General features: G+C 71.4%; 13 protein-coding genes. 4 read left to right on the plus strand and 9 right to left on the minus strand.

Translation table 11 applies throughout. The features are described from left to right. Nucleotides 1-890, plus strand: an 890-nt coding sequence (locus ACWJ6R_RS19000) for a serine hydrolase (RefSeq protein ID WP_449063507.1), incomplete at its 5' end; no start/stop codon positions are given. Between the two features lie 174 nt (nt 891-1064). Here ACWJ6R_RS19000 and ACWJ6R_RS19005 read toward each other — a convergent pair. The 7 genes from ACWJ6R_RS19005 to hisN form a co-directional block, all read right to left on the minus strand. Then, nucleotides 1065-1262, minus strand: a complete 198-nt coding sequence (locus ACWJ6R_RS19005) for a hypothetical protein (protein WP_449063508.1) — start codon at nt 1260-1262, stop codon at nt 1065-1067. 301 nt (nt 1263-1563) lie between these two features. Continuing rightward, complete coding sequence (locus ACWJ6R_RS19010; RefSeq protein ID WP_449063509.1) at nt 1564-2226, minus strand: response regulator transcription factor; 663 nt, start codon at nt 2224-2226, stop codon at nt 1564-1566. A gap of 82 nt (nt 2227-2308) precedes the next feature. Next, on the minus strand, nt 2309-3136 hold the full coding sequence (gene pstB, locus ACWJ6R_RS19015) for a phosphate ABC transporter ATP-binding protein PstB (protein WP_449063510.1): 828 nt from the start codon (nt 3134-3136) through the stop codon (nt 2309-2311). A gap of 101 nt (nt 3137-3237) precedes the next feature. Further along, nucleotides 3238-4128: a phosphate ABC transporter permease PstA gene (gene pstA, locus ACWJ6R_RS19020; protein ID WP_449063511.1), complete on the minus strand. Its 891-nt coding sequence runs from the start codon at nt 4126-4128 to the stop codon at nt 3238-3240. Next, nucleotides 4128-5069, minus strand: a complete 942-nt coding sequence (pstC, locus tag ACWJ6R_RS19025) for a phosphate ABC transporter permease subunit PstC (protein WP_449063512.1) — start codon at nt 5067-5069, stop codon at nt 4128-4130. Before pstC ends, pstA begins: the two co-directional genes overlap by 1 nt. Beyond that, nucleotides 5069-6067: a PstS family phosphate ABC transporter substrate-binding protein gene (locus ACWJ6R_RS19030; protein ID WP_449063513.1), complete on the minus strand. Its 999-nt coding sequence runs from the start codon at nt 6065-6067 to the stop codon at nt 5069-5071. Before ACWJ6R_RS19030 ends, pstC begins: the two co-directional genes overlap by 1 nt. A gap of 331 nt (nt 6068-6398) precedes the next feature. Then, nucleotides 6399-7202, minus strand: a complete 804-nt coding sequence (gene hisN, locus ACWJ6R_RS19035; RefSeq protein ID WP_449063514.1) for a histidinol-phosphatase — start codon at nt 7200-7202, stop codon at nt 6399-6401. Nucleotides 7203-7436: 234 nt separating this feature from the next. Between hisN and ACWJ6R_RS19040 the strand changes: the two genes are divergently transcribed. Further along, the gene (locus ACWJ6R_RS19040; protein ID WP_449063515.1) at nt 7437-7880 is read left to right on the plus strand and encodes a DUF4442 domain-containing protein; all 444 of its coding nucleotides are present in this window, start codon (nt 7437-7439) and stop codon (nt 7878-7880) included. A gap of 86 nt (nt 7881-7966) precedes the next feature. Here ACWJ6R_RS19040 and rsgA read toward each other — a convergent pair whose 3' ends face one another. Both rsgA and aroA read right to left on the minus strand, forming a co-directional pair. Continuing rightward, nucleotides 7967-9043, minus strand: a complete 1077-nt coding sequence (gene rsgA, locus ACWJ6R_RS19045) for a ribosome small subunit-dependent GTPase A (RefSeq protein ID WP_449063519.1) — start codon at nt 9041-9043, stop codon at nt 7967-7969. Beyond that, a complete protein-coding gene (gene aroA / locus ACWJ6R_RS19050) occupies nt 9040-10320 on the minus strand; it encodes a 3-phosphoshikimate 1-carboxyvinyltransferase (RefSeq protein WP_449063516.1) in 1281 nt (426 codons plus the stop codon). Before aroA ends, rsgA begins: the two co-directional genes overlap by 4 nt. Before the next feature lie 190 nt (nt 10321-10510). On the opposite strand from aroA, the gene ACWJ6R_RS19055 reads away from it, so the two are divergent. Both ACWJ6R_RS19055 and ACWJ6R_RS19060 read left to right on the plus strand, forming a co-directional pair. Continuing rightward, nucleotides 10511-11173, plus strand: coding sequence for an SOS response-associated peptidase (locus tag ACWJ6R_RS19055; RefSeq protein ID WP_449063517.1), 663 nt, complete (start codon nt 10511-10513; stop codon nt 11171-11173). Nucleotides 11174-11455: 282 nt separating this feature from the next. After that, nucleotides 11456-11788, plus strand: coding sequence for a TraR/DksA family transcriptional regulator (locus tag ACWJ6R_RS19060; protein ID WP_449063518.1), 333 nt, complete (start codon nt 11456-11458; stop codon nt 11786-11788). The last annotated feature ends 55 nt before the right edge of the window (nt 11789-11843 follow it).

Here is an 11843-nt window from a genome sequence, read left to right on the forward strand (position 1 = left end):
CGGCCGCACCGCCTGAGGCGCCCGGGGTGCCCGGGGTCGGGGTGCCCGGGGTGCCCGGAGCCGAGCTCACCCGCGCGCTGGACCGCTTCCTGGGCGCGCACCGCGGCGACGTCACGGCCGCCGTGCGGGACCTGGCCACCGGCAGGGCCTACCACTACCGCGCCGACCTGCAGCTGCCGACCGCCAGCACCTCCAAGGTCGACATCCTGATGGCGGTGCTGCTCCGGACGCCCTGGCGCGAGCTGGGCGCGGAGGCGCGGCGCGACGCCGACCGGATGATCCGCCTCAGCGACAACGACGCGGCGGACCGGCTGTACGAGCGCATCGGCCTGGAGACGGGACTGGCCGAGGCGAACCGGAGGTTCGGTCTCGAGCGCACCTACGCGCCCCCCGGCCGGTGCGTCGACCTCTACTGCTGGGGGATCACGCGGACCACCGCGGAGGACCAGCTCCGGCTGCTCGCGGCGCTGGCCACGGAGGCGAGCCCGCTGGCGGCGGAGGACCGCGGGCAGGTGCTCCGGCTGATGGGGGAGGTCATCCCAGAGCAGAGCTGGGGGATCAGCGCGGCGGCGTGCGACGGCGACCGGGTGGCGCTCAAGAACGGCTGGCTGCGGCGCGTGTCCAACGGACGCTGGGTGGTCGTGAGCGCGGGACTGATCAGGGGCCGCGGGCACGACTACGCCGTGGCGGTGCTCACCGAGGACAACGGGAGCATGGGCGCGGGCGTGCTCAGGGTCGAGGGTACGGCCGAGCGGATGCTGTCGGCGTTCCGCGGCGGGGACTGCCGCGGAGAGGGCCGGCGGGCCGGCGGCGAGGACGAAGGGGGCTCCGAAGGCCCGGGGCGCGGGGAAACGCGCGAGAAGACGCCGGGAACGGCAAAAAGCCCCTGACGGGTGAGTGTCGCTGGCCATACGACTCTCGCGTCAGGGGCTTCCGCGCCGCTTCCGAGAGAATTCACACCGGGCTGTTCCGGCCGGCCAGGAGAACCCGGAGGTGAATCATCCGCGGGCGGCACCGCCCGGCACGGTGGGCCGAGCGTGCGTCATCGCCTCTAAGGGAGAAGCTCAGTTGTCGATGATGCCGAGGAGGGCAAGGTCGATGAGGTCGTTCAGGACCTCGTTGTGGTTGCTGTCGTCGACGTAGGTGAAGTTGGGACGCTGCTTGTCGTCCCAGTCGCCGGCCGACGCGACACCGGCCGTGGCCAGGCCCGCGAAAGCGGCGATCCCGGCGATGGCCGTACCGGCGAGAATACGACGGATCATGTTGCTTCCTCCATGGAAACGAAACGGGGAACTTCTGGAGACACCTGCTGTAAGCCGTGTCCGGCTGACCGCTCGTTGTCGCGAATAAACATCCCGCACTGGCCGCGCCGCTTCAACGAATTAGAGCCAGGTTTCGGTCAAGGGCTGATGGCGCTTCTTTTGAAGTGAGCCGGTATCGGGAGTCTCCGGGTGTTTTTCCCGCGCTATTCGGAGGCGATTGGAATACTTCACGCTCATGGAGCCGGATTGTTTCGATCGACCGGTTCGCGTGAGTCGCCGGGGGATTCGGGCGGAGGCGCGCTCAGTGGCGTCCGGCCAGGCGGTAACCCACGCCGCGCACCGTCTGGATGAGCCGGTCGTCGTCGTCCCCGAGACGGGCGCGCAACCGCTTGACGTGCACCGCGATGGTGTTGGTCGAGGTGGCGTCGGCGGAGTTCCACACGTGCCGCATGATCTGCTCGCGGGTGACCGTCCGGTGCGCGTTGCGCATCAGGTAGTGCAGCAGTTCGAACTCGCGCAGCGGCAGGTGGACGATCCTGCCGCCGACCTTCACCTGGTAGGCGTCGGCGTCGAGTTCCACGTCGCCGACCACGAGCGTGCGGTGGATCCCCGAGTCCCCCTCGATCGCGGCCTGCACGAGAGGGAGGAGCTCGGGCACCCGGTACGGCCTGGCCACACAGGCGGTGGCGCCGGCCGCGAGGGCCTGGACGGCCTGCTCGGCGTGGCCCTCGCCCACGCCGAGCAGGACGGGCACGGCCCGCGTCAGCCGTACGGCGCGGATGAACTCCACCGCGCCGATGACGGGCAGCGAGGCGCTGACGAGCACGACGTCGGGCCGGAGCGCCCCGGCCTGCAGCAGGGCCTGGGCGCCGTCGGAGACGCCCAGGACCGCCACGCCCTCGCGTTCGAGGGCCGTGGAGAGCTCCTCCGCCAGGGCCGACTCGGGATCGGCCACCAGCAGCATGGGCGCTGTCCGTGTGTCGCCGTCCACTTCGGGTGCCGTCTGCGGCTGGATCACCCGGATCCTCCAAGTAGGGATGTGCGGTTCAGCCGAAGCGGCCGGTGATGTAGTCCTCGGTCCGCTTGTCGCTCGGGTTGGTGAAGATGCGGCTGGTCTCGTCGAACTCCACCAGGCGGCCGTGCCGTACGCCGTCGGCGTCCACCTCGGCGGTGAAGAAGGCGGTGCGGTCGGAGACGCGGGCCGCCTGCTGCATGTTGTGCGTGACGATGACGATCGTGTAGTCGCGCGTCAGCTCCTGCATCAGGTCTTCGATCTTGGTGGTCGCGATCGGGTCGAGGGCCGAGCAGGGCTCGTCCATCAGGATCACGTCCGGCTTGACCGCGATGGCCCGGGCGATGCACAGACGCTGCTGCTGACCGCCGGACAGGGAGAGGGCGTTCTGCTTGATCTTGTCCTTGACCTCGTCCCAGAGGGCGGCCTTGGTCAGCGCCTCCTCGACGATGTCGTCCATCTTCCCCTTCACGCCGTTGACCTTCGGGCCGTAGGCGATGTTGTCGTAGATCGACTTGGGGAAGGGGTTCGGCTTCTGGAAGACCATGCCGATCCGGCGGCGGACCTCGATCGGGTCGACGTGGTCGCCGTACAGGTCCTCGTCGTGGTAGAGGATCCTGCCGGCGGCGCGGGCTCCGGGGATGAGGTCGTTCATCCGGTTGAAGCAGCGCAGGACGGTGCTCTTGCCGCAACCGGACGGGCCGATCATGGCCGTGATCTCGCGGTTGCCGATGGTCATGTCGACGCCGCGGACCGCCTCGTAGTCGCCGTAGAAGACGCTGAGACCGGAGACGGTGAAGACGGGGTCGAGGGCTTCGATGGTGCGGGGGACCTCGGGGCCGCGCACGGAGAGGTTCGGCACGGAGACTCCGATCTCAGCGGTCCCGGAAGTCGGCATGGGATCGCGGGGCACAGCGGTCCCGGAAGTCGGCAGGGGGTTGCGGATGTCGGACATTGCGTTTCTCACCAGCGCTTCTGGTAGCGGTTACGGAGCCAGACGGCGACGGAGTTCATCAGCAGCAGGATCGCGAGGAGGACCACGATCGCGGCGGCGGCGAGGACGGCGAACTCCTCCTGCGGCCGGGCGATGAAGCTGTAGATCTGCAGCGGCAGCACGGTGAAGGTGCTCCAGACGCCCTCCGGGTTGAACCGGACCAGCGTCGCGGCGCCGAGCATCAGGAACGGGGCGGCCTCACCGATCGCGCGGGAGAGCGCCAGGATCGAGCCGGTCGCGATGCCGGGGATGGACGCCGGGAGGACCTGCCGGTAGATGGTCTGCCACTGGGTCGCCCCGAGTGCCAGGGAGCCCTCGCGGATCGACGGGGGCACCGCGCGGATGGCCTCGCGCGCGGAGATGATCACGATGGGCAGCACCAGCAGCGAGACGGTGATCGCGCCGGTCATGACGGTGAAGCCGAACGCCATCCAGCGGGCGATCATGCCGAGACCGAGGATGCCGTAGACGATCGAGGGCACCGCGGCCAGGTTGGAGATGTTCAGCTCGATCAGCCGGTTGTACCACTTGGTCTTGTCCGCGTACTCCTCCAGGTAGATCGCGGCCAGGATCCCGGTGGGCAGCGCCATCAGCGCGGTCAGGCCGATGATCCAGAGGGTGCCAAAGATGCCGGACTGGATGCCGGCGGTCTCCGGGCGGCGGATCGAGGGCTGGTTCTCCCAGAGCGTCGAGTCGAGCCGGGGCCAGCCCTTCTCGACCACGTAGACGATCAGCATCACCAGGAAGGCGATGGCGATGGCCAGGCTGGCCAGCAGCGCGATGCGGAACAGGTGCTCCCTGAGCGGGCGCCCCTTGCTCGCGAGCTGTACGGCGGAGCGCGGCGTGGAGAGGACGGCCATCAGTCGTAGACCTCGCGATACTTCTGGACCATGCGGGCACTGAGGTAGTTCATGGCGAAGGTCATGATGAACAGCAGCGAGCCCACCGCGAAGATGGTCTTGTAGGCGGTGGAGCCGACCGACGCGTCACCGGAGCCGGCCTGTGCGATGAACGCCGCCATCGTGGCCATCTCGTCCGCCGGGTTGAGGGTGAAGACGGACTTGAAACCGCCCGCGATCGCGACGATCATGGTCTCGCCCGCGGCCCGGGAGATCGCCAGGATGATCGCGGCGACGATGCCGGAGAAGGCGGCGGGGACGACGACCCGCACCGAGGTGATCATCTTGGAGGCGCCGAGGGCGTAGGAACCCTCGCGCAGGCCGTTCGGGACCGCGGCCATCGAGTCCTCGGAGAGCGACGCGACGATCGGGATGATCATCACGCCGACGAGGAGGCCGGCGCTGAGTGCGTTCTTGCCGTCCAGGTCCAGGAACGGGAGCACGTCCTGCAGCAGCGGAGTGACGAAGGTGAGGGCGAAGAAGCCGAAGACCACGGTGGGCACGCCGGCCAGGACCTCCAGGACCGGCTTGAGGACCTTGCGGACGCGACGGGTGGCGTACTCCGACAGGTAGATCGCGGCGGCCAGGCCGAGCGGCACGGCGACCATGATCGCGATCAGCGTGATCTCGATCGTGGCCACGATGATCGGCCAGACCCCGAACGCCGGCGGGTTGAACAGCGGTCCCCAGGTGGTCGAACCGAAGAAGTCGCCGAGCCCGACCTCGGAGAAGAACTCGATGGTCGGCTCCAGCAGGGCCACCACGATGCCGACGGTGGTCACCACCGAGACCAGGGCCGCCAGCAGCAGGACGGCCTTGACGGCGAACTCGCCGTAACGCGGGCGCGACCGCGCCAGGGACCCGGAGGTCCTCGGCGCGGCCGTACGGTGCTGTGCCGACATCAGCCCTGGCTCTTCAGGGAGTCGAGGTCGGACTTGAGCTTGGCCTCCTGCTCGGGGTTGAGCGGGATGAACTTGGCGTCCTTGGCGATCGTGCCGATGTTCGCCACGTAGTAGTCGAGGAACGCGGCGACCTCGGGCCGCTTCACGGCGGCGGCCGACGGGTAGACGAACAGCGGGCGGGCCAGCGGGGTGTAGGTACCGCCCTGGGCGGCCTCGACGCTCGGGGCGACGCAGCCGTTGCCGGAGTCGATCTCGAGGGCCTTCAGCTTGTCGGCGTTCTCCTCGAAGTAGGTGAACCCGAAGTAGCCCAGGCCGCCCTTGGCGCCGGAGACGCCGGTGACGATGTCGTTGTCGTTCTCCGAAGGGCTGTAGTCCTTGCGGCTCGCGCCCTCCTCACCGTTGATCTCGTCGGTGAAGTAGTCGAACGTGCCGGAGTCGGTGCCCGGGCCGTAGAGCTTGAGCTCCTCGGCGGGGAACTTGGGGTCGACGTCCTTCCAGGTCTTGACCTTGCCCTCGGCCGCCGGCTCCCACATCTTCTTGAGCTGGTCGGTGGTCAGGCAGGTGGCCCAGTCGTTCTCCTTGGAGACGACCACGGTCAGGGCGTCGGTGGCCACCGTGAGCTCGGCGAACTTGATGCCCTTGGCCTCGCAGGCCGCCTTCTCCTCGTCCTTGATCGGGCGGGAGGCGTTGGAGACGTCCGTCTCGCCGTTGCAGAACTTCTCGAAGCCGCCGCCGGTGCCGGAGCTGCCGACCGGCACCTTGACCTGCGGCTGCTCCTCGCCGAACAGCTCGGAGGCCGCCTGGGTGAGGGGCGCCACGGTGCTGGAGCCGTCGGTCTTGACCTCACCGCTCAGCGCGGCCCCCTGGGACTCGCCCGGGGCGGCGGCGGCGGAGGTGCCTTCGCTGGTGGGCTTGGCGTCGCCGCCGCAGGCCGCCGCGAGGGAAACGACGAGCGCGGCCGTCGCCACCGCGCTGAGGCGGCGCTGTCCACTGGTCACGGTATGTTCCTTCTCCGTAGTGAGATCCGTTCTCGATGGCTCCGATGAAAGCGAGCGAAAGTGAACGGAGATGAAACGACCGATGACCGGGGCCGGAAGACGTGAGCATTGCCGTGTGAATACCGTTCCGGGTGGTCCGCACTGCTCTCACATGGGGATTCGCGCTCCCGGGACATGACAGAGGAACCCGGCGCCCGAGGGGCGCCGGGTCGCGGCAGGCGGGTGGATCGGGCGGAAGGGCCGCCGGGGCGGCTCGGACCGGCGGGTCGGGCGATCCGACCAGGCCGGCGGGTCAAGCGGTCCGGTCAGACGGGCAGGTCAGACGGGCAGGTCAGACGGGCAGGGTGAGCGGGCCGCCGCCGAGGCGCTTGAGGACCTCGCCGTGCAGGGAGCCGTTGGTGCAGACCAGGCTCCCGCCGTCCAGGCCGGGGACGCCGGACAGGTCGGTCCAGATGCCGCCGGCCTCCTCGACGATCACGGTCAGCGCCGCGATGTCCCAGGGGGAGAGCTCGGGCTCGGCGGACAGGTCCACCGCACCCTCGGCGACCATCATGTGGGACCAGAAGTCGCCGTAGGCGCGGCTGCGCCAGACGGAGCGGTTCAGGTCGAGGAAGCGGTCGAGCCTGCCGGCCTCCTCCCAGCCGCCGAGACTGGAGTAGGAGAAGGAGGCGTCCTCCAGGCGGGTGACGGAGGAGACCCGGCAGCGGGTGGCCTTGGTCAGGCTCCTGCCGGTCCACGCGCCGCCGTCGCGGGCGGCCCACCAGCGGCGGCCGAGCGCCGGGGCGGAGACCAGCCCGACGACGACGCGGCCCTGGTCCATCAGGGCGATGAGCGTGGCCCAGACGGGCACGCCGCGCACGTAGTTCTTGGTGCCGTCGATGGGGTCGACGATCCATGAGCGCGCGCCGTGGCCGGTCGTGCCGAACTCCTCGCCGACGATCGCGTCACGGGGGCGGGCGCGCTTGAGCGTGTTCCGGATCGTCTCCTCGACCGCGCGGTCGGCGTCGCTCACCGGGGTCAGGTCCGGCTTGGTCTCGACCCGCAGGTCCACGGCCTTGAACCGGCGCATGGTCATGTCGTCGGCGGCGTCGGCCATGACGTGGGCGAGGCGGAGGTCGTCGTTGTAACCCGTCACGGGGGGCAACGCTATCGCGTCGGGTCGCCGTGCAGGAGGGGCGGCGCGCCTCCTGAAGGCTCCTAAATGCTCCCAAAGGCTCCGGAAGGACGGGAGTGGATCGGGCCTCGGCGCCGCAGCGCGCGGGTGGCCCTTTCCGCGGTACGGCGTGCGGGCTCCCGGATTCATGCGGGCGCCCGGATTACCGTGCTGCACCCGTTGGAACTTTTGTTACCCATGAGTAGCATCGGGGGCATGACCTTTGACGTGGGTGCCTTCATGCTGCAGAGCGTGCCGTTCGCGCGGACGCTGGACATCGCGTTCGAGAAGGTGGAGCCGGGCCTGGCGCTCTGCCGCATGCCGGACCGGCCCGACCTGCACAACCACCTGGGCGGCCCGCACGCGGGAGCCCTGTTCACCCTGGCCGAGTCCGCCTCGGGCGCCGCGATGCTGTCGGCCTTCGGTGACCAGCTGTCGCGGGCGACCCCGCTGGCCGCGAACGCGGCGATCCGCTACGTGAAGCTCGCGATGGGCGAGGTCCTGGCCGAGGCCCGCCTGCAGGCGGACCGGGAGGAGGTCGTGGCCCTGCTCGACGCCGGCCGCCGGCCCGAGTTCGACGTCGCCGTCGAGATCAGGACCGCCGACGGCACCCCGGTCGCGGAGATGACCGTCGCCTGGACCCTGCGCCCCAACCGCTGACGCCTGGACCCTGCGCCTCGACCGCCGGCGCTTGGACCCTGGCCCCAACCGGCGGTGCCGGGCGGTCTGCGGCAGGGCCGGGACCGTCAGAGGGAGTCCGGCCGGCGGTCGTCGTCGGGGGCGCCCTCCCGGCTGGCGAGGAGGCGGCGGAGCGAGACGAGCCGGACGGGGTCGGCGCGACCGGCCGCCGTCCACGCGTCCAGGGCGCACTCCTCGCCCAGGTGGTTGCAGCCCTTGGGACACTCGACCGTGCCCTCGACGAGGTCCGGGAAGCCCGCCAGCACGGTCTCGACGGAGACGTGGGCCAGCCCGAAGCTCCGCACGCCCGGGGTGTCGATGATCCAGCCGCCGTCCGGCAGGGCCAGGGCCACGGCCGAGGTGGAGGTGTGCCGGCCTCGGCCGGTCACCGCGTTGACGTGCGAGACGGCTCGGTCGGCCCCCGGCACCAGGGCGTTCACCAGCGTGGACTTGCCGACCCCCGAGTGCCCGACGAGCACGCTGATCCGGTCCCGCAGCCGTTCCCGGATCTCGTCGAGCGCCCCGCCCTTGCTGACCACGGCGTACGGCACGCCGAGCGGCGCGTAGAGCGAGACGAGCTCCTCCGGCGGCGCGAGGTCGGACTTGGTGAGGCAGAGCAGGGGCTCGATGTCGGCGTCGAAGGCCGCCACGAGCATCCGGTCGATCATCCGGGGCCGCGGCGGCGGGTCCGCCAGCGCCGTGACGATCACGAGCTGGTCGGCGTTGGCGACCACGGGCCGCTCGATGCCGTCGGTGTCCTCGGTGTCGTCGGCGGAGCGGCGGAGCATCGAGACCCGGGGCTCCACCCGGACGACGCGGGCCAGCGTGTCGGGCGCGCCGGAGACGTCGCCGACCAGCGAGACCCGGTCGCCGACCACGATGCCCTTACGGCCCAGCTCGCGGGCCTTCATCGCGACGACCAGCCGGCCGTCGTCCCCGGCCCCCGAGGCCCGGTCCCTGGCCCGGCGCCTCTTCTCGCCGGCGGAGGGCCCGGTGGTGACCAGGCACGTGTAGCGGCCCCGGTCGACCGCCACGACGAACCCCTCGACCGCGTCGTCGTGCGCGGGACGGAGTCGGGTCCGGGGCCGGGAGCCCTTGCCCGGCCGGATCCTGACGTCGTCCTCGTCGTACTGCCGCTTCCTCAGCGGTCGCCTCCCAACATCCGCGCCCACATGGAGGCGAACTCCGGCAGGGTCTTGCCCGTGGTGGCGATGTCCTCCACCAGCACCCCGGGTACGGCCAGGCCGATCACCGCGCCGGCCGTGGCCATGCGGTGGTCGGCGTAGGAGTGGAACACCCCGCCGGACAGCGGGCGGGGCCGGATCTCCAGTCCGTCGTCGGTCTCGTTCGCGTCGCCGCCGAGCGCGTTGATCTCGGCGACCAGCGCGGCCAGCCGGTCGGTCTCGTGCCCGCGGATGTGCGCGACGCCCCGGATCCGGCTGGGGGAGTCGGCGAGGGCCGCGAGGGCGGCGATCGTCGGGGTCAGCTCGGCGACGTCGCGCAGGTCGGCGTCGATGCCGGAGATCCGGCCGGTGCCGGTGACCGCCAGCCCCTCGGCGGTGAACGCGACGGAGGCGCCCATGCCGCCCAGGAGCCCCCGGAGCTGGTCGCCGGGCTGCGTGGTCTCGGCGGGCCAGCCGGGGATGACGACCGTGCCGCCGGCGACCATCGCGGCCGACAGGAACGGCGCCGCGTTGGACAGGTCGGGCTCGACGGTGAAGTCGGTGGCCCGGATCGGGCCGGGCTCGACCCGCCAGACGTCGGGCTCGGAGTCGTCGACGTGCACGCCGCGCTCGCGGAGCATCTGCAGCGTCATCCGGATGTGCGGCTGCGACGGGATCGGCGGGCCGGAGTGCCGGACCGTCACCCCCTTGGGGAACCGGGCGGCGACCAGCAGCAGTCCGGAGAGGAACTGCGAGGAGCCGGACGCGTCGAGCACGACCTCTCCGCCGGTCAGCGGCCCCCGTACGGTGAACGGCAGCGCGTCCCCGGTGACCTGCGCGCCCAGGGCGCGCAGCGCGGCCAGGATCACGCCCATCGGGCGCTTGCGCGCGTGCGGGTCGCCGTCGAAGGAGACCTCGCCCTCGGCCAGCGCGGCCATCGGCGGCACGAAGCGCATCACGGTGCCGGCGAGGCCCACGTCGATCCGCCCCCCGGCGGTGACCGGCCCGGGGACGACGGCCCAGTCGAGGCTGGAGCCGCCCTCGTTGGAAGAGGTCATCGTGGTGCCGAGCGCGCGCAGGGCGTCGGCCATCAGGTCGGAGTCGCGGCTGCGCAGCGCCAGCCGTACGGTGCCGGGGCCGTCGGCCAGCGCGGCGAGCAGCAGCGCGCGGTTGGTCACGGACTTCGATCCCGGCACCGGGACGGTCGCGTGGACGGGTTCGGTCGCGGTCGGGGCGGGCCAGAGCGGAGCGGACGACATGTGATGAGCCTACCGAGCCCGGTCCGCCGGGCGGGAAACGCCGGGGCGGCGGAGGCGGGGTGTCGGGCGCGGAGCCGGGCGCGGGGTGTCGGGCGCGGGGTGTCGGGTGCGGAGCCGTGCGCGCGGGGGAGCCGCGCGTGGGAGGGCGGAAGGGACGCCCGGGAGGCGCGGGAGGTGGCAGAGTGGGGACATGTGCGGAAGATTCGCGTCTGCGCGGGGTAAGCAGCAGCTGCTGGAGGAGTTCGAGGTCGAGGTCGACGGGGCCGCCGACTCCGAGCTCCGGCCCGACTACAACGTTGCGCCGACCAAACCGGTCTACACCGTGCTCAACCGGGCACCGAAGGGTGACGTCGAGGACGGCCGGGCGGTGCGCCAGCTCCGTGTCATGCGCTGGGGGCTGGTCCCGTCCTGGGCGAAGGACCCGTCGATCGGCTCCAGGATGATCAACGCGCGGGTGGAGACCGTGGCGGAGAAACCCTCGTTCCGCCGGGCGTTCAAGGAGCGCCGGTGCCTGATCCCGGCCGACGGCTACTACGAGTGGACCGTGCTGGAGGAGGCCGACGCCAAGGGCAGGCCGAAGAAGCAGCCCCACTACATCCGGCCGGCGGACGGCGGGATCATGGCGATGGCGGGGCTGTACGAGTTCTGGCGGGACCGGGGCAGGCCCGACGACGACCCGGACGCCTGGCTCGTGACGTGCACGGTCATCACCACCTCCGCCGTCGACGCCGCGGGCGAGGTGCACGACCGCATGCCGATGCTGATCGAGCGCGACCGGTGGGACGAGTGGCTCGACCCGGGGGCGCCCGACGCGCGGGGGTTCCTGATCCCGGCCGCTCGACGGGGCTGGTGACCCATCCCGTCTCCACCGCGGTGAACTCGGTCCGCAACAACGGGCCCGAGCTGATCGAGCCGCTGCCGGAGAAGTGAGGGGAAGGGCCGGCGCCGTTCCGGAAAACGGCTGGTGGCCGGTGTAAGAAGCGTGCAGAGCGGGCATCCGGTGAGGAAAGCGGATCCCCCGGCCGAACCTTCGCGGTGATGCGGTGTGACGCCGGGGAGTCCATCCCCTCGTGCCCGGCGGGAGATCCGGGGAATCCCGCCGAAGGCCGCCCCCACGTCCCGGAGGTGCGGGTCCGTGAACGACGTGACCGCGCGTGCGCGCCTGGAGAGCATGCTCAGCGAACTCGACCGCTCCATCGGAATCCTGCGGGGAGATCCCGCGAGCCCGCGTGACCGCTCGGCGGCGGACGCCGGGTCCGATCTGGTCGACGCGGACCGCAACCAGGCCATGCTGGAGGTGGCCACCCGGCACCGCCGTTCGGTCCTGGAGGCGCTCAGCCGGATCGACGACGGCTGCTACGGCGTGTGCGTGGACTGCGGCCGGCCCGTGCCGGAGGGCAGGCTGGAGGCGCGCCCCGAGGCTTCGCGGTGCGTGCAGTGCCAGTCCAGGAGGGAGCGCCGCCGCTGACCCGCGGTCCGTCGCCGTCCGGCGACGGCTCGTCCCGGCCCCGGCCCCGGCCGCC

Source organism: Planomonospora algeriensis, assembly GCF_977012225.1.

Bases quoted from the DNA above. Each gene is read 5' to 3' on its own strand.
- ACWJ6R_RS19010 (WP_449063509.1), bottom strand. From the start codon at position 2,226: ATGCTGCTGGTGGCCGATCCCGAGTCGGCCCTGGCGGAGGAGCTCTCC.
- aroA (WP_449063516.1), bottom strand. From the start codon at position 10,320: ATGTCGTCCGCTCCGCTCTGGCCCGCCCCGACCGCGACCGAACCCGTC.
- pstA (WP_449063511.1), bottom strand. From the start codon at position 4,128: ATGGCCGTCCTCTCCACGCCGCGCTCCGCCGTACAGCTCGCGAGCAAG.
- ACWJ6R_RS19005 (WP_449063508.1), bottom strand. From the start codon at position 1,262: ATGATCCGTCGTATTCTCGCCGGTACGGCCATCGCCGGGATCGCCGCT.
- ACWJ6R_RS19040 (WP_449063515.1), top strand. From the start codon at position 7,437: ATGACCTTTGACGTGGGTGCCTTCATGCTGCAGAGCGTGCCGTTCGCG.
- ACWJ6R_RS19055 (WP_449063517.1), top strand. From the start codon at position 10,511: ATGTGCGGAAGATTCGCGTCTGCGCGGGGTAAGCAGCAGCTGCTGGAG.
- pstC (WP_449063512.1), bottom strand. From the start codon at position 5,069: ATGTCGGCACAGCACCGTACGGCCGCGCCGAGGACCTCCGGGTCCCTG.